The organism is Curvibacter sp. T50, assembly GCF_057219955.1.
Map to the genome: position 1 here is coordinate 266,119 of NZ_JBXVVU010000001.1, position 17,271 is coordinate 283,389.

Sequence of the window (17,271 nt, forward strand, 5' to 3'; positions counted from 1 at the left end):
TTGCGCCGCGCCGATTGATGCGCCTGGCGCATCAGCGCCCTGAGGTGACGGTCGGGCTGTATGGACATACAGAAAAGTCGGCTGCCGCGCGTACAATCCGCGGCCATGGCAGTCAAACCCACCAGCGAATATTCCGAAGGCTCGATCCGGGTGCTGAAGGGCCTGGAGCCCGTCAAACAGCGCCCGGGAATGTATACCCGCACCGACAACCCGCTGCATGTCATACAGGAAGTGCTGGACAACGCCGCCGACGAGGCGCTCGCCGGCTTTGGCAAAAAGGTCAAGGTCGTCGTCCATGCCGATGGTTCGGTGAGTGTCGAAGACGACGGCCGTGGCATTCCGTTCGGAATGCACCCGGAGGAGAACGCTCCGGTGATCGAGCTGGTGTTCACCCGACTGCACGCGGGCGGCAAGTTCGACAAAGGCAAGGGGGGGGCCTACAGCTTCTCCGGTGGCCTGCACGGGGTGGGGGTATCGGTTACCAATGCGCTGGCGACCCGCCTGGAAGCAACCAGCTACCGCGACGGGCAAGTTGCCCGGCTGGTGTTTTCCGGTGGTGATGTCATCGAACCGCTGCAGGTGCGGCCCAGCAACGGCAGCGCCGAAGGCGATCGCCGTCAGGGCACCACAGTGCGGGTCTGGCCGGATGCGCGGTATTTCGAGTCCGCGACCTTGCCCCTGGCTGAACTGACCCACCTTCTGCGCAGCAAGGCGGTGCTGATGCCGGGAGTCATGGTGTCCCTTACCCATGAAAAGACCCGCGAAACCCAAAGCTGGCAGTACAAAGGCGGCTTGGCCGACTATCTGGTGCAAAGCCTGGCGGCTGATCCGCTGATCCCCTTGTTCGATGGGCAAGCCTACGCCGACGGTACCAGCGACAGTTTTGCCGATGGCGAAGGTGCGGCCTGGGCGGTGGCCTTCACCGAAGAGGGGGGCGTGATCCGCGAAAGCTACGTCAACCTGATTCCCACCAGCGCCGGTGGCACCCATGACAGCGGCCTGCGCGACGGTCTTTTCCAGGCCGTCAAAGGGTTCATCGATCTGCATTCCCTGCTGCCCAAGGGCGTCAAACTCATGCCGGAGGACGTTTTTGCCCGCGCCAGTTATGTGCTGTCGGCCAAAGTGCTGGACCCGCAATTTCAGGGTCAGATCAAAGAGCGACTGAACTCCCGCGATGCGGTACGTCTGGTCTCCGGTTTCGTGCGGCCGGCGCTCGAGTTGTGGCTGAACGAGCATGTCGAACACGGGCGCAAACTCGCTGAACTGGTCATCAAGGCAGCCCAGACGCGGCAGCGGGCCGGGCAGAAGGTGGAAAAGCGCAAGGGCTCGGGCGTGGCGGTGTTGCCGGGCAAACTGACCGACTGCGAAAGCCGGGACATCCGTCACAACGAAGTTTTCCTGGTTGAGGGCGACTCGGCTGGCGGCAGCGCCAAGATGGGGCGCGACAAGGAGTGCCAGGCCGTCTTGCCATTGCGCGGCAAAGTCCTCAACACCTGGGAGGTGGAGCGGGATCGCCTGTTCGCCAACACGGAAATACACGATATCGCCGTGGCGATCGGTGTCGATCCGCACGGTCCGCAGGACAGCGTCGATTTTTCCGGCCTGCGCTACGGCAAGGTGTGCATCCTGTCGGACGCCGATGTGGATGGCTCACACATCCAGGTTCTGCTGCTCACCTTGTTCTTCCGCCATTTTCCCCGCCTGATCGAGGCCGGCCATGTGTTCGTGGCCCGGCCACCGCTGTACCGGGTCGACGCGCCGGCACGCGGGAAGAAACCCGCCGCCAAGCTGTATGCGCTGGATGAAGCGGAATTGGGCGCGATTCTGGACAAGCTGCGCAAGGACGGCGTACGGGAAGGCGCCTGGAGCATCAGCCGCTTCAAGGGCTTGGGCGAAATGAGTGCCGAGCAGCTGTGGGAGACCACCCTGAACCCGGACACCAGACGCCTGCTGCCGGTGCGAGTCGGCGAGGGGGAACTGGCCCGGACTGAAGCGCTGATGACCCAGTTGATGGGCAAGGGGGAAGCGGCTGCCCGGCGGGAGTTGATGGAGGTTCACGGCGATGCCGTGGAAATTGACATCTGAGCGGCACGCCTGCCGCGGTGGGTGGGTTTTCCTCGGGGTCTGGCTGCTGATGAGCTCGGGGCTGTCCCGTGCCGACGTCTGGGCCTTTGTCGACGAGAGGGGCGTTCCCCGTTTTGCGGCGGAACGCCTTGACAGCCGCTACGAACTGTTCTGGCGTGCCGCGCCGGCAGCTGTGGTGCCGGGATTGCCCGGCGCGTCGGTGCCAGCCCCGGTGGCCAGCGCACCGGCAGTCGAGCCCGAATCGGAGAACTCACCCCTGCGGGCCCAGAACCGCCTGCTGGCTTATCTGGACATTGCGCCCGGTTACAAGGCGGTGCGCTACCTGCTGCGGGAAGCGTCGGATCGTCATGGCCTGGACTACGCCCTGCTGAAAGCGGTGATTGCAACCGAATCCGGATTCGACCCCCAAGCCGTCTCGCCGCGCGGCGCAATCGGGCTGATGCAACTGATGCCGGCCACCGCGCAGCGTTTTGGCGTTGCCGCCGACCGCGCCGGCTCGGTCGAATCCAAGCTGACCGATCCACGAATCAACATCGGCGCGGGCGCGCGCTATCTGCAATACCTGCTGCGGCGCTATCCCGGACAGACCGAACTGGTGCTGGCCTCCTACAACGCGGGTGAGGGCGCGGTAGCGCGCGCCGGCAACCGCATTCCCGAGTACCCTGAAACCCGCAACTATGTGCAAACGGTGATGCAGCTGTATGGCCTGTTGAAACCGCCTGTGCCGGCTCCTGCCGCGCCGTCACCGGTCGCAGCGGCTCCTGCGCCAGCGGCCCCCGCGCCGGTCCCCGGTGGCGCCCGTGGGCGCAGCACGATGCTGCCCCCGCTGACCGTACCACCACCCGCCGCCCGCCCGGCCTCGGCATCGGGCGGTGAAGCCATTTTTTTCTGACGCCATGAATGACACCCTGTTCCCGCCGCCGCAGGCGGTCGACCCCGATGACTCGCTCAGCCTGGGGGCCTATGCCCAGCGGGCCTATCTGGAATACGCCTTGTCGGTTGTCAAAGGTCGGGCGTTGCCGGATGTGGCCGACGGCCAGAAGCCGGTACAGCGGCGCATCCTGTACAGCATGGCCCGCATGGGCCTGGGTTTTGGCGGCGCCAATGGCACGGCCGGCGCGAAGCCGGTCAAAAGCGCCCGGGTGGTCGGGGACGTGCTTGGCCGTTTTCACCCCCATGGCGACCAGGCCGCCTATGACGCCCTGGTGCGGATGGCCCAGGACTTCGCCCAGCGCTACCCGCTGATCGACGGCCAGGGCAACTTCGGCAGCCGTGACGGCGACGGCGCTGCGGCCATGCGTTACACCGAGGCGCGGCTGTCACGGATTGCCCGCCTGCTGCTGGACGAGATCGACGAAGGCACGGTCGACTTCCAGCCCAACTACGACGGATCGACACAGGAGCCGCGCCAGCTCCCGGCGCGTCTGCCGTTCACCTTGCTCAATGGGGCCAGCGGCATTGCGGTCGGACTCGCGACCGAAATCCCCAGCCACAACCTGCGCGAGGTGGCCGACGCCTGTGTCGCGCTGATTCGCGATCCCGAATTGCCCGATGAGGCCCTGGCCCTCATCCTTCCGGGGCCCGATTTTCCCGGCGGCGGGCAGATCATCAGCAGCGCTGCGGATATCGCCGAAGCCTATCGGTGCGGACGCGGCAGTCTCAAGGTACGGGCGCGCTGGACCATCGAAGAACTTGCGCGGGGGCAGTGGCAGCTGGTGGTCAACGAGCTTCCGCCGGGGGTCTCCAACCAGAGGGTGCTGGAAGAAATCGAGGAAATCACCAACCCCAAGGTGAAAACCGGCAAGAAGGCCCTCACGGCTGACCAGACCCAGCTCAAAGCGGCGATGCTGGCCGTGCTCGACGGGGTTCGCGACGAATCCAGCCGGGAGGCGGCGGTGCGCCTGGTATTCGAACCCAAGAGCAGCCGGATCGACAGTGCGGAGCTGATTCGCTCGCTGTTGGCCCATACCAGCCTGGAGACGTCGGTTTCCATCAATCTGACCATGGTCGGCATCGATGGCAAGCCGGTCCTCAAGTCGGGGCGGCAGATGTTGCTCGAATGGATCGTCTTCCGCCAGGGAACGATAGAGCGCCGCTCCCGCCACCGCCTGCAGAAGGTGCTTGACCGCATCCACATTCTTGAAGGGCGGCAGCTGGTGCTGCTGAACATCGACGAGGTCATTGCGATCATTCGCCAGTCCGATGAACCCAAGGCCGCACTGATCGAGCGGTTTGCGCTGTCCGAGCGCCAGGCAGAAGACATTCTGGAAATCCGCCTGCGGCAACTCGCCCGCCTGGAGGCGATCCGCATCGAACAGGAGCTGGCCGAGTTGCGGGAGGAGCAGCTGCGCCTGGAGGAGGTGCTGGGCAGCCCGGCGGCGCTGCGTCGCCTGATGATCCGCGAGATCGAACAGGACGCCCGACAGTTCGCCGATGCGCGGCGCACGCGGATTCAGGAAGAGAAGAGGACGGTTGCCGAAATCCGGGTGGTCGACGAGCCGGTCACGGTGGTCGTATCGGTCAAAGGGTGGGCTCGGGCCCGGCAAGGCCACGGGCACGACACGGCCACGTTTGCTTTCAAGTCCGGCGATGCGCTTTATGCAACCTTCGAATGCCGCACGGTCGATACCTTGCTGGCCTTTGGCTCCAATGGACGGGTCTACAGCGTGCCGGTTTCCGCGCTGCCCGGCGGGCGCGGCGACGGGCAGCCGATCACCACCTTGATCGAACAGGAAGCCGGGACCCAGCTGGTCCATTACTTTGCCGGCCCGGCCGGTGCCGTGCTGCTGCTGTCCGGTTCGGCGGGCTACGGTTTCCTGGCGACGGTGGAGGCCATGACCTCGCGGCCCAAAGCGGGCAAAGCCTTCGTCAGCCTCGGTGCGGGGGAATCGCTGTGCGCGCCATCGCCGGTGTCCGGCGGCAGTGGCAGTGTGCCGCTGCCGCCGGCGACCCATGTCGCCTGCGCCTCCACCGGCGGCCGGATCCTGACCTTCGAGATGACCGAACTGAAGTTGCAGCCCAGTGGCGGGCGGGGGCTGATCCTGATTGATCTGGAGGCCAAGGACAGCCTGGCCGGGGCGGCAGCCTACACGCGCAGCGTGCGCATCGAAGGCATCGGTCGCGGCGGCAAGGAGCGTGATGAAACCCTGGAAATCCGCAGCCTGAACAACGCCCGCGGGGGGCGCGCGCGCAAGGGCAAGGCGGCCGATCTGGGGTTCAAACCGACCCGGGTCGTCCGGGTGGAGTGATCCCGCTCGCGCCCACGGGGGCCGGCGGGGCCAAAATCAGCGTTTTAGGGTAAGAAATGCCGATACCCAGCGTAAAAAGGTCACTTTGCGCTATGAATAACGAAGTGATCGCGGCGCGCCGTCAGGCCACTTCGGCGATCAGTTCGATCTCCACACACGCACCCAGCGGGATCTGCGCCACGCCGAAGGCGCTGCGCGCGTGGGCGCCACGCTCCCCGAACACCTGAGCCAGCAGCTCCGAGCATCCGTTGGTGACCAGGTGCTGTTCGGTGTAGTGGCTGGTGCTGTTGACCAGGCTCATGACCTTGACGATGCGGGTGACCTTGTTGAGGTCGCCGACGGCAGCCTGCAAGGTACCCAGCAGGTCAATGGCCACCGCGCGGGCCGCCGCTTTGCCTTCGTCGGTGCTGATGCCGGCACCGAGCTGGCCGGCCCAGGCTTTGCCGTCTTTCTTCGCAATATGGCCGGACAGAAAGACAAGATTGCCGGTGCGCACAAACGGCACATAGGCGGCCGCCGGCACGGCGACGGGCGGAAGGGTGATGTCCAGTTGCTGCAGGGTGTCGTAGATGTTGGTCATGTCTGGTCCTCGGGGATGGATGTCAGGGCTGTCTCGGCACGGTCGGTTTCGGCGGCGGCGCTGGCAGCCGGCACTTCGGGTGCCCCTTCATCGACCGGTGCTACCGTGACAGCGACGGAGAGTGTATGCCGTGCGCCACCGTGGATGACACCGCGAATGGGCGAGATATCCGCGTAGTCGCGACCGATCGCCAGCGTGACGTAGTCTTCGCCGGGTGTGCCCCAACCATGGCGATTGTTGGTCGGGTCGAGGTCATACCAGCCCGCACCTTCGCCGGCGCCTGGCAGGTCGGGCAGGTAGACCTGTGCCCAGGCATGGGACGCGTCCGCACCGGTCAGGCGGGGCTGGCCCGGCGGCGGCTCGGTCAGCAGGTAGCCGCTGACATACCGGGCGGCCAGCCCCCAGGCGCGCAGGCAGGCGATCAGGATGTGGGCAAAGTCCTGGCATACGCCACGGCGCCGGGCGAGGGCCTCGACGGCCGGCGTGCCGATGTCGGTGCTGGCAGTGACGTAGCGGCAATCGCGGTGAATCCGCTGCATCAGCTCGATGGCGGCGGTGTGTAAAGGGCGCTGCGGGCTCAGACTGGGCTGTGCATAGGTGACGAAGTCCTGGTGGCGCGGTATGTGGGGTGAGGCGAAGCAGAACTCGCTTTCCGGATCCCAGTCGGCGCCGACCCGGTAGCGCAGAAGTTCGCGAACCGCCTCCCAGGTCATCTGACTGTCGCAGGACGGCGGCGGTCGGGTCTCCACGGTGCTTTCCGCGGTCACGGTCAGGGTGGAATGACTCTGGTTCAGCGAAAACCAGCTGCGGCGGTTGCCATAAACGTCGGCCCGTTCGCTGATCTGCGCCGGGGCCGGTTCGATCTGCAGGCGGCTTGCCAGGACTTTCTGGCGGCGGGTGTCCACCGGCAGCAGGCAGGCCAGATGGTGCGAGGTCTCGACCACCGGCTGATAGTTGTACCGGGAAACGTGGGTGACCCGCAGTTGCATCAGGCCCCCAGGCTTTCGCCTGCCTCATGAGTGTGGGTGAAGTACCGCAGGCTGACTTCGTCGGAAAGGCGCCAGGCCGCAGCATGGCAGGCGTCCAGCAGCTCGCGCAGTGCCGGGCGGGCGGCGCTGCCGTCACACAGGGCGTCCAGTGACCAGTTGCCCGGATCAGGCACCAGCTGCGCCAGGGCGCCCGTCTCGTGGCTGGCGCTGCCGGCCAGCCGGGACAGCCGGGCACGCAATGTCTGCACCACCCAGCCGAGCGAACGGGGGTTTTCGCGGCTGAGCACCAGCAGATCGGCCAGCGCCGCAATCTCCCGGCTCTGCTGGTATTGCGCATGAAAAGTGATGGTGGTGTCGAACAGCGCCACCAGGGCTTCGAAGCCGCCCGCTTCTTGCACCGCGCCGGTATCGAGCGCGACCCGCAGGGCGTGGGCCAGAAAGCCCAGGCGTTCGACCTGTCGCCCCACCGACAGCAGGCGCCAACCGTCGTCCCGCGTCATGCGATCGGTTTGTGCTCCCGTCATGGCGGCCAGATCGGCGCTCACCGATTCGAGCAGCCGCAGGGCTTCCACGGTCGAGAACGCCGCTTCGCCGCCGGTTTCGCCACTGCGATTGAAAAACTCGCGCTCGGCGCGCTGGATGAGATTCCAGTGTTCTTGCGAGAGACGCTCGCGCAGCGCCGAGGCCGCCTGGCGGACGGCGGCGAGATTGCTGCCCACGCTGGTGGTGTTGTGGCGGTCCGCCAGCCCGGCGACCAGTGCCCGCTCGAACACCCGGCGCCCCTGGGCGGCCCCGGGTGTTCCCGGCGCGACGAGGCGGTTGTCCTGGGCCATGCGGGTCAGCCAGTCCAGCAGCGGCGCGCAGGACAGGTCTTCACCGTTGAGTGTTTCCAGCGCCAGACGGCACAGCCGCAGGCAGTTTTCGGTGCGTTCGGTGTAGCGACCGAGCCAGAACAGGTTTTCGGCCGCGCGGCTGGTCACAAGGCGCTTGCGTTGTGAAATGGACGCCGGTGACAGGTGCGGCTGCAGCAGGGTGGTGCGGTCGACCGCCCCGGTCGTCAGGACCCAGGCATCGGCGCTGCTGCCGCCGCGCTGCATGGAGGCGATCCCGGCGTCGGCGCCGACAATGCGTACCAGTCCGCCCGGCAGAACCCTCCAGGAACGCGGGCCGTCGGCCAGCGCGAACACCCGCAACATGGCCGAGCGCGGCGCGATACCGGGTGTGTCCCCCTCGGTCCGCCAGGTTGGCATCTGCGACAGGGGCAGTGCCCGCTGCACGGTGTATTCGTCGCCCTGGCGCAGGATGCGCCCGGCCCACTCGTCCAGTTTGCGACGGGGCAACTGACGGCCAAGTACGGCCTCGAAGCTGTTGTGACTCGCCCATCCCGGGTAGGTTGGCTTGATGACGGATTCGCCCAGTCGCGGGAGGACCTGGTCGAGCACCGCACGCTCACCGCACCACCAGGTGGGCAGTGCGGGCAGTCGCAAGGTCTCACCGAGCAGGTGGTCCGCCAGCGCGGGCAGGAAGCCCAGCAAGGCGCTGGATTCGAGAAACGCGGAGCCCGGCGCGTTCGCCATCACCACATGACCGCTGCGAACCGCTTGCAGCAGGCCGGCGACGCCGAGCGTGGAGTCGGGGCGCAGTTCGAGGGGGTCCAACCAGGCGTCGTCCACCCGTTTGATCAGGCCGTGAATCGGCTCCAGGCCGCGCAGGGTGCGCAGATAAAGATGATCGTCCCGCACCGTCAGGTCGGTCCCTTGCACCAGCGAAATGCCCAGGTAACGGGCCAGGTAGGCGTGCTCGAAATAGGTTTCGTTGTACGGGCCCGGCGTCAGCAGCGCAATATGGGCGTCGGCACCGGCGGGGCTCATGGCCTTGATTCCGTCGATCAGGGCGCGGTAGGTCCCGGCCAGCCGCTGCACGGACATGGCCTCGAATGCCTGGGGAAACAGGCGCGAGATGGACAGTCGGTTTTCCAGGAGGTAACCCAGGCCCGAGGGGGCTTGCGTTCGCTGCGAGACCACCCACCAGTGTCCGTCCGGGCCGCGCGCCAGATCAAACGCCACGATGGGCAAAAAGGTTCCACCGGCCGGTTCGACGCCGTGCATGGAGCGCAGGTAGCCCGGGTGACCCCGAACCAGCGCGGTGGGCAACAGCCCGGCCCGAACCAGCGCGCGGGGGCCGTAGACGTCGGCCATGACCGCCTCCAGAACCTGGACCCGCTGCAGCACCCCGGCCTCGATCTGGCGCCAGCTGTCGGCTGCCACGATCAGCGGAAACAGATCCAGCGACCACGGCCGCTGCGGGTTGTCCTCATCGGCGTAGACGTTGTAGCTGACACCGTTGTCGCGAATTTGCCGCGCCAGGTGACGCGTGCGACGGTCCAGATCGTCAAAACCGTCGGCGCCCAGGTGCTCGAAGAAGGTCTGCCATGCGGGCGCAAAAGCTTGCGGACCGGGGGCTGCACGGGCACTGCCTTTCGGCTCGCGGCCCGCCGGCGCGGCGCAGCCGCGCATTTCATCGAAATGTCCGGGCTCCGCCGCGCGAGCCAGTGCGGCTGCGCGCTCCAGCACGTGGGCAGCAGGGCGGTCGGTCGCGTCGGTCAGGTCGGGTTGTTCCATCGGGTCGGTATTGTCACACCCGGTGGGGCCGCCATGCCCCGGGACTTACCCCTCAGCGGCGAAGGTCCAGTGTGAACGGGAATTCGCGGCTGCCCGGCAGATCGATGGTGGCCGGCGGCACCTCCATCCGCCCGGGGGTGTGACCCATGCGGAAGAAGCGCGCCAGGCGGCGGCTTTCGGCTTCGTACGAGTTGACCGGAAAGCTGTCGTAGTTGCGTCCGCCGGGGTGAGCGACATGGTATTGGCAGCCTCCCAGCGAGCGCTTCATCCAGGTGTCGACGATGTCAAAGGTCAGCGGCGCGTGCACGCCGATGCTCGGATGCAGGCTGGACGGCGGGTTCCAGGCCTTGTAGCGGACTCCGGCGACATACTCGCCCGCAGTTCCGGTGGACTGCAGCGGCAGCGGCTCGCCGTTGCAGGTGATCACATAGCGGCTCTGGTTGAGTCCGGTGACGCGTACCTCGATGCGCTCCAGCGAAGAGTCGACATACCGGACGGTGGTGCCGGCCGAGCCTTCCTCGCCCATCACGTGCCAGGGCTCCAGGGCATTGCGCAGCGTCAGCTCGATGCCCATGCTCTGCACCTCGCCCACCAGCGGGAAGCGGAACTCGAAATGGGGTGCGAACCAGGCGTCGTCGAAGGCAAACCCGGCCTGACGCATTTCGGCCATCACGTCGGCGAAATCCATCTTGACGAAGGTGGGCAGCAGGAAACGGTCATGCAGCTCGGTGCCCCAGCGGGTCACGGGTGCCCGGTAGGGTTCGTTCCAGAACCGGGCCACCAGCGCACGCAGCAGCAGCTGCTGCGCAATGCTCATGCGGGCGTGCGGCGGCATCTCGAAGGCACGCAGTTCCAGCAGGCCCAGGCGCCCCGTGCTGCTGTCCGGTGAATACAGCTTGTCGATGCAGAACTCGCTGCGGTGGGTATTGCCGGTGACATCCACCAGGATGTTGCGCAGGGTGCGGTCGACCAGCCAGGGCGGCATGTCGGTGCCGAACCGGTCGCGGTTTGCGTGGATTTCCTTCAGGGCAATCTCCAGTTCGTACAACTGGTCATTGCGGGCTTCGTCCACGCGCGGGGCCTGGCTGGTGGGGCCGATGAACATGCCGCTGAAGAGGTAGCTCAGCGAGGGATGGTTGTGCCAGTACAGCAGCAGGCTGGCGAGCAGCTCAGGGCGGCGCAGGAACGGGCTGTCTGCCGGTGTGGCGCCACCAAGCACGAAATGGTTGCCGCCGCCGGTGCCGGTGTGGCGGCCGTCGGTCATGAACTTTTCGGCCGAAAGACGTGTCTGGAAGGCCGCGTCGTAGAGGAACTCGGTGTGCTGCACCAGTTCGCCCCAGTTGTGGGCCGGATGGATGTTGACCTCGATCACACCGGGGTCCGGGGTCACTTGCAGCAGCTTCAGGCGGGCATCGCGCGGTGGCGGATAGCCTTCCAGCACGATCTGGACGCCCAGTTCACTGGCGGTGGATTCGACGGCGGCCAGCAGGTCCAGATAGTCCTCCAGACGGGCCAATGGCGGCATGAAAACGTAGAGCACGCCGCTTTTTCCGCCATGCTCCCGCTCGGCTTTCGGGCCGTTGGCCCGCATGGGGTCCCGCGCCTCCACGCACAGCGCGGTTCGGGTAATCCAGTGGGCGGATTCGTGACGCAGGGGGGTGCGGGTGGTATCTCCGGTCAGGCGGGCATGGGAGGGTTGGCCTTCGCCGTGCAAGTTGGCCTGTTCAGGGTCGGTCCAGGGGCTGCCGGCCCCGTGTTCGTGGCCCTGTGCCTGGATGGCTATGGTGCCGCCTTCGGCGAAACCGCCGCCCGGTGTATGGGCCGCGTAGCCTTCGGGGCCCGCATGCAGCCGGTTGTACTGTGCCCGAACGGTTGCCGCCGCGGGCAGCGCGTCCCGTGCTGCAAACGGGTCCTGTTCAATCAAGTACGGGTAGTCCCCCTGGCTGACCCAGGGCAGGGAGTCCAGGGGGAGGCGATACCCCATCGGCGAATCGCCGGGGATCAGGTACATGCGCTCGTCGCGGAAAAACCAGGGACCGGTGCTCCAGCGGGGGCCGGAGAGCGACGGTCCCGCCGTCTCCGGGGCCTGCAGGGGCAAGACATAGCCGACCACCGAGTCCAGCCGCTGGCTGAATACGCGCCGCAGACGGGTCCGTTCCATCTCGTCGTCGAGGCGGGAGTCGAAAGGGTCCACATTGACCGGCAGCCGGCGCTCGCGCCACAGGTAGTACCAGGTGTCCTCATAGCCCGGTTCGATGTAACGGTCGGTCAGCCCCAGCTTGCGCGACAGCGTGTGCACGAAGCGGCTGGCGTCTTCGCTGGTGTAGTGCGCGGCCTCGCGCTCGTCGGCGAAGAGGGTCGGGTCCTGCCAGATCGGCTGGCCGTCATTGCGCCAGAAGATCGACAAGGCCCAGCGCGGCAGCTGTTCGCCGGGATACCACTTGCCCTGCCCGAAATGCAGGAATCCCCCGCGGCCGTACTCCGCGCGCAGGCGGTGGACCAGCTCGGTGGCGAAGCCGCGTTTGGTCGGACCCAGCGCGTCGGTGTTCCACTCCGGCGCGTCGCGGTCGTCCACGGCCACGTAGGTGGGCTCGCCGCCCATGGTGAGGCGCACGTCACCGGCCTGCAGCTTCTCATCCACCGCCGCACCCAGGGCCATGACGTCGTTCCACTGCTCGTCGGTGTAGGGTTGGGTGACGCGGGGCGACTCGTAAATGCGGCTGACCACCATGTCGTGGCCGAACTCGACCTCACACTTGTCGACCCCGCCTTCCACCGGCGCGGCGCTGGACGGCTGGGGGGTGCAGGCCAGCGGGATGTGGCCTTCGCCGGCCATCAGGCCGGAGGTCGGGTCCAGCCCGATCCAGCCGGCGCCGGGCAGGTAGACCTCACACCACGCGTGCAGGTCGGTGAAGTCGACCTCGGTGCCGCTGGGGCCGTCCAGGCTCTTGACGTCGGGCTTGAGCTGGATCAGGTAACCCGACACGAAGCGCGCGGCCAGGCCGCAATGGCGCAGCAGCTGCACCAGCAGCCAGCCGGAATCGCGGCAGGAGCCGCTGGCTTTTTCCAGCGTCTCCTCCGGCGTCTGGACGCCGGGTTCCATGCGGATCAGGTATCTGATGTCGCCTTGCAGCTGCTGGTTCAGCTTGACCAGGAAATCGATGGTGCGCGCCCGGCTGCGGTCGATGGTGTCCAGGTAGGCCTGCACCCGGGGGGTGACCGGTTCGGTGACCAGGTAGGGCGCGAGCTCCTGCTTCGTGGCCTCGCTGTAACCAAACGGGAAGTGCTCGGCGTCGGGCTCCAGGAAGAAATCGAAGGGGTTGTAGACCGCCATTTCCACCACCAGGTCCACCGTGACCTTGAATTCGGTGGTCTTTTCCGGGAATACGAGGCGCGCCTGGTAGTTGGCAAACGGGTCCTGCTGCCAGTTGATGAAGTGCTGCGCGGGTTCGATCTTCAGCGAGTAGGAGATCACGTTGCTGCGGCAGTGCGGCGCCGGGCGCAGGCGGATCACCTGCGGGCCGAGGTTGACCGGGCGGTCGTAGCGGTAGTGGGTGACGTGATGCAGGGCGGCGTGAATGGACATGGCGGGTGAGGGCGGCCGGGGGGTCGCAAGCAGGGAAAACAGTGACCTCGATGCTAGCAAGACCCGGGCCATGCCGGCGGCTTGTTCGCATGCCGGTTTAGCATGGCGGGATGTTTGCCACCGGCCTGTCCTCCCCCGCCTTGATGGCGGGCCGACCGTTTGGTCTGGTGTCTGCCGTCGCCGGGCTGCTTGCGGGTACCGGCGTCCAGTTGCACCAGGCGGCGTTGTGGCCGCTGGCGTGGTACGGGCTGGTGGCCGCGGGGGCCGTGCTGGTGGCGCTTGCGCTGCGATGGCGGGTTCGCCAGGGCCGCTCACCGGCCGGGATGGCCCTGATGGTGGCGGCGCTGGCGGCCAGCGTCGGTTTTGCGCTGGCTGGCAGTCGGGCGGTGGCCGTCATGGCGCAGGGACTGCAACCGGCCCTGGAAGGGCGCGATCTGCGGGTGCGGGGCGTGATTGCGTCGGTGCCGCAGTTTCATGATGCCGGTGCGCGGTTTCGCTTTCAGGTCGAAGAGGCTCGGGCAGACGGCGTTGCGGTGGCGGTTCCGTCGCAGGTGTTGCTGGGGTGGTGGGGCGGTGTCGCGGTGGACGAGGACGGACTGCGCCTGCAACGCCAGCCCGGGCCCTTGCGGGCGGGCGACCGCTGGGCGCTGACCGTCCGCCTCAAAGCCCCGCATGGGCATCGCAACCCCTACGGCTTCGATTACGAACAATGGCTCTGGGATCAGGGCTTGCGTGCCACCGGCACAGTGCGCGCGGGACCGTCCGACGCGGCGCAATGGCTGGGTGACAGCGGTCAATACCCGTTGCAGCGGCTGCGGCAGGACGTGCGGGACGCGATCACCGCCCGGCTGGCCTCCGCGCCGGTCGGCATGGCAGCGCAGGAGCATGGCGTGGGCCCGGAACGGATTGCCGGGGTGGTGGCTGCGCTGGTGACCGGCGACCAGGCCTCCATCGCCCGGGCTGACTGGGATGTGTTCCGGGCCACCGGCGTGGCGCATCTGATGAGCATCTCCGGCTTGCACATTACCTTGTTCGCCTGGCTGGCCGCGCTGGTGGTGGGGGCCGCATGGCGCGCCAGTGCGCGGGCGGGGTGGCGCCTGTGCCTGTGGTTCCCGGCGCCGGATGCGGCGCGCTGCGGGGGGCTGGTCTGTGCGGCGGCCTATGCGGTATTCAGCGGCTGGGGGGTGCCGGCGCAGCGTACGACGCTGATGCTGGCCACCGTGGTGGTGCTGCGGCTGGGCGGGCGGCACTGGCCGTGGCCCCTGGTCTGGATGATGGTGGCCGCGGTGCTCACCCTGGCAGACCCCTGGGCCCTGCTGGCGCCCGGGTTCTGGCTGAGTTTCGTCGCGGTGGGTCTTCTCTTTGCTACGGATAACAGAGCAAAAAACGACCGTTTTGCGCTGGGTATTGGCAGTTTTCATTCCAAAACTGTCCTTTTGGTGCGCGAGCAGCTCATTTTGACCGTGGCGCTGGCGCCGCTGACGCTGCTGTTGTTCGGTCAGGTGTCGCTGGCCGGACTGGTGGCCAATCTGGTGGCGGTGCCCTGGGTGACCTTGGTAGTTACCCCGCTGGCTTTGGGCGGATTGCTCTGGGGCGGCCTGTGGGATGGTGCGGCGGCGGCCCTGCACCCGCTGGCCGCGATGCTGCAGGTGATGGCGCAATGGCCGCTGGCGGTACTCTGGCTGCCCCAGGCGCCGCTCTGGGCCGGGATCGGTGCCCTCGCCGGCGCTGCGCTGCTGGTGCTGCCCGTGCCCTGGCGCCTGCGGGCGCTGGGTTTGCCGCTGGTGCTCCCGGTGCTGTTGTGGTCGCCGCCGCGCCCGGCTCCGGGCAGCTTTGACCTGCTCGCGGCCGATATCGGGCAAGGCAATGCGGTGCTCGTACGCACCGCCCAGCGGTCCCTGGTCTACGACGCGGGGCCCCGCTATTCGGCGGAAAGTGACGCGGGCCACCGGGTTCTGGTGCCACTGCTGCGTGCCCTGGGTGAACGGATCGACCGCCTGGTGCTCAGTCACGGCGACGCGGACCACATCGGTGGGGCGGCGCCGGTTCTGGCGCAGCAGAACGAGGCGGATCTCCTCAGTTCCCTGCCAGCCGACCATGCGCTCAACCGGCTGCGCGCCGGCCAACGTTGTGTGGCCGGGCAACGCTGGGAATGGGACGGGGTTCGTTTCCAGATATTGCATCCCCGGGATGAAGACTATGAACGGGTGCGCCGGACCAATGCGCTCAGCTGTGTGCTGCGCATCGAAGCGCAAGGTCGGGTTGCCCTGCTGACCGGCGACATCGAAGCGGCACAGGAGCAGCGTCTGGCCGAAAGCGCTGGCGCACTGCGGGCCGATGTCCTGCTGGTTCCCCATCACGGGAGCAAAACTTCGTCGACTTCCGCGTTTGTCCAGGCCGTGTCGCCACGCTGGGCCTTGGTGCAGGCCGGCTACCGCAACCGATTCGGTCATCCCGCCGCCGACGTCGTGGCCCGCTACCGGGCGGTGGGGAGCACGGTCTCGCTCTCGTCCGAGTGCGGCGCGGCGCACTGGAGCTCCGCCCTGCCGGACCAGTTGCGCTGTCATCGCGATCAAGTGCGGCGATACTGGCACCATCGCTGAGGCGATTGCGGGCGGTTGCCCGGGCTGGGGGCCCCCTGGCGCGCTTATTGCTTTGTCTGGCTGCAGGAGTTTCGCCATGTTGAAGTTTGATGAGATGTATGAGGACCTCGGGTCTTTGGCGCGCGCGGGCGGCCGGTGGGCCGATGCGCAGTCCGGGCTCAGACCCCATTACGTGGCTTATGCCCGCTGGCTGGCCAATCAACCCGAGGCCACCATGCGTGCCCGCCGGGACGAAGCGGAGATGATTTTCCGCCGTGTCGGCATCACGTTTGCCGTGTACGGTGCCAAGGACGAGGATGGCGCGGGCACCGAGCGCCTGATTCCGTTCGACCTGATTCCACGCATTGTTCCGGCGCATGAATGGCGCACCATGGAAAAAGGCCTGGTTCAACGCGTCACCGCGCTGAACCGATTCATCCATGACGTCTACCATGACCAGGAGATTCTCCGGGCCGGTGTGGTGCCCCGCGAGCAGATTGAGGGCAACGCCCAGTTTCGCCCGGAGATGATGGGCGTGAAAGTGCCCAACAGCATCTATTCGCATATCAGCGGCATCGACATCGTGCGCGCCCCCGACGCCCAGGGCAAGGGCGAGTACTACGTGCTCGAAGACAACCTGCGGGTGCCCAGTGGGGTGAGCTACATGCTGGAAGACCGCAAGATGATGATGCGGCTGTTTCCTGAGCTGTTCAGCCAGAACCCCGTGGCCCCCGTCGCCCACTACCCCGACTTGCTGCTGGAGACCTTGCGTGCCAGCGCCCCGGCCACGACCGCCGAGCCTGCCGTCGTGGTGCTCACTCCGGGCATGTACAACAGTGCCTATTTCGAACATGCTTTTCTGGCGCAGCAGATGGGTGTGGAACTGGTTGAAGGGCAGGACCTGTTCGTCAAGGACGACTTTGTCTACATGCGTACCACCCGCGGCCCCAAGCGGGTCGATGTGATCTACCGGCGTGTGGATGACGACTTCCTTGATCCTCAGGTCTTCCGTCCCACTTCGACGCTGGGCTGTGCCGGCCTGATGGACGCCTACCGCGCCGGCAACGTCGCCATCTGCAATGCCGTGGGCACGGGCGTGGCCGACGACAAGTCGATCTATCCCTACGTGCCCAAGATGATCGAGTTCTACCTCGGCGAAAAACCGATCCTGAACAACGTGCCGACCTGGATGTGCCGAAACCCCGATGACCTGAAGTACGTCATGGCCAACCTCAAGGACCTGGTGGTCAAGGAAGTCCATGGAGCCGGCGGCTATGGCATGCTGGTCGGCCCGGCCTCGACCAGGGCGGAGATCGAGGACTTCGGCAAGGCGGTTCTGGCCAACCCGTCGGGCTATATCGCCCAGCCGACACTGAGCCTGTCGAGCTGCCCCACGTTTGTGGAATCGGGCATTGCCCCGCGCCATATCGACCTGCGGCCCTTTGTGCTGTCGGGCAAGAGTGTGCAGATGGTGCCGGGCGGCCTGACACGGGTCGCCTTGAAGGAAGGCTCGCTGGTGGTGAATTCGTCGCAGGGCGGCGGCACCAAAGACACCTGGATTCTGGAAGCTTGAGGACCGC

9 protein-coding genes are annotated in these 17,271 nt (G+C 66.8%); 5 read left to right on the forward strand and 4 right to left on the reverse strand.

Going from position 1 to position 17,271, the window contains the following annotated elements; all coding sequences use genetic code 11:
• The first annotated feature begins 105 nt into the window (after window positions 1-105).
• From AC2EBU_RS01265 to parC, 3 genes are read left to right on the forward strand one after another with little or no spacing between them, the layout of a single operon-like run.
• Window positions 106-2,085: a DNA topoisomerase IV subunit B gene (locus AC2EBU_RS01265; protein ID WP_484608577.1), complete on the forward strand. Its 1,980-nt coding sequence runs from the start codon at window positions 106-108 to the stop codon at window positions 2,083-2,085.
• A gap of 49 nt (window positions 2,086-2,134) precedes the next feature.
• Window positions 2,135-2,977 (forward strand): lytic transglycosylase domain-containing protein, encoded by an 843-nt coding sequence (locus tag AC2EBU_RS01270; RefSeq protein ID WP_484608578.1) that lies wholly within the window; start codon window positions 2,135-2,137, stop codon window positions 2,975-2,977.
• 4 nt (window positions 2,978-2,981) lie between these two features.
• Window positions 2,982-5,333 carry a DNA topoisomerase IV subunit A gene (gene parC, locus AC2EBU_RS01275; protein WP_484608579.1) on the forward strand — a complete coding sequence of 784 codons (2,352 nt, stop codon included), beginning with the start codon at window positions 2,982-2,984 and terminating at the stop codon, window positions 5,331-5,333.
• 121 nt (window positions 5,334-5,454) lie between these two features.
• Here parC and AC2EBU_RS01280 read toward each other — a convergent pair whose 3' ends face one another.
• Genes AC2EBU_RS01280 through AC2EBU_RS01295 form a run of 4 tightly spaced genes read right to left on the reverse strand, consistent with a single transcriptional unit; the run spans window position 5,455 to window position 13,109 of the window.
• Window positions 5,455-5,913, reverse strand: coding sequence for a RidA family protein (locus AC2EBU_RS01280; RefSeq protein WP_484608580.1), 459 nt, complete (start codon window positions 5,911-5,913; stop codon window positions 5,455-5,457).
• Window positions 5,910-6,902 (reverse strand): transglutaminase family protein, encoded by a 993-nt coding sequence (locus tag AC2EBU_RS01285; protein WP_484608581.1) that lies wholly within the window; start codon window positions 6,900-6,902, stop codon window positions 5,910-5,912. Before AC2EBU_RS01285 ends, AC2EBU_RS01280 begins: the two co-directional genes overlap by 4 nt.
• The gene (locus AC2EBU_RS01290; protein ID WP_484608582.1) at window positions 6,902-9,523 is read right to left on the reverse strand and encodes a circularly permuted type 2 ATP-grasp protein; all 2,622 of its coding nucleotides are present in this window, start codon (window positions 9,521-9,523) and stop codon (window positions 6,902-6,904) included. The genes AC2EBU_RS01285 and AC2EBU_RS01290 overlap by 1 nt, the downstream gene beginning before the upstream one ends.
• Before the next feature lie 52 nt (window positions 9,524-9,575).
• Window positions 9,576-13,109 (reverse strand): transglutaminase family protein, encoded by a 3,534-nt coding sequence (locus tag AC2EBU_RS01295; RefSeq protein WP_484608583.1) that lies wholly within the window; start codon window positions 13,107-13,109, stop codon window positions 9,576-9,578.
• 110 nt (window positions 13,110-13,219) lie between these two features.
• On the opposite strand from AC2EBU_RS01295, the gene AC2EBU_RS01300 reads away from it, so the two are divergent.
• Both AC2EBU_RS01300 and AC2EBU_RS01305 read left to right on the forward strand, forming a co-directional pair.
• Complete coding sequence (locus tag AC2EBU_RS01300; protein ID WP_484608584.1) at window positions 13,220-15,712, forward strand: DNA internalization-related competence protein ComEC/Rec2; 2,493 nt, start codon at window positions 13,220-13,222, stop codon at window positions 15,710-15,712.
• 76 nt (window positions 15,713-15,788) lie between these two features.
• Entirely contained in the window at window positions 15,789-17,264 is a 1,476-nt protein-coding gene (locus AC2EBU_RS01305) for a circularly permuted type 2 ATP-grasp protein (RefSeq protein ID WP_484608585.1), read from the forward strand.
• The last annotated feature ends 7 nt before the right edge of the window (window positions 17,265-17,271 follow it).

Bases quoted from the DNA above. Each gene is read 5' to 3' on its own strand.
- AC2EBU_RS01285 (WP_484608581.1), bottom strand. From the start codon at position 6,902: ATGCAACTGCGGGTCACCCACGTTTCCCGGTACAACTATCAGCCGGTG.
- AC2EBU_RS01280 (WP_484608580.1), bottom strand. From the start codon at position 5,913: ATGACCAACATCTACGACACCCTGCAGCAACTGGACATCACCCTTCCG.
- AC2EBU_RS01295 (WP_484608583.1), bottom strand. From the start codon at position 13,109: ATGTCCATTCACGCCGCCCTGCATCACGTCACCCACTACCGCTACGAC.
- AC2EBU_RS01305 (WP_484608585.1), top strand. From the start codon at position 15,789: ATGTTGAAGTTTGATGAGATGTATGAGGACCTCGGGTCTTTGGCGCGC.
- AC2EBU_RS01290 (WP_484608582.1), bottom strand. From the start codon at position 9,523: ATGGAACAACCCGACCTGACCGACGCGACCGACCGCCCTGCTGCCCAC.
- parC (WP_484608579.1), top strand. From the start codon at position 2,982: ATGAATGACACCCTGTTCCCGCCGCCGCAGGCGGTCGACCCCGATGAC.
- AC2EBU_RS01300 (WP_484608584.1), top strand. From the start codon at position 13,220: ATGTTTGCCACCGGCCTGTCCTCCCCCGCCTTGATGGCGGGCCGACCG.
- AC2EBU_RS01270 (WP_484608578.1), top strand. From the start codon at position 2,135: ATGAGCTCGGGGCTGTCCCGTGCCGACGTCTGGGCCTTTGTCGACGAG.
- AC2EBU_RS01265 (WP_484608577.1), top strand. From the start codon at position 106: ATGGCAGTCAAACCCACCAGCGAATATTCCGAAGGCTCGATCCGGGTG.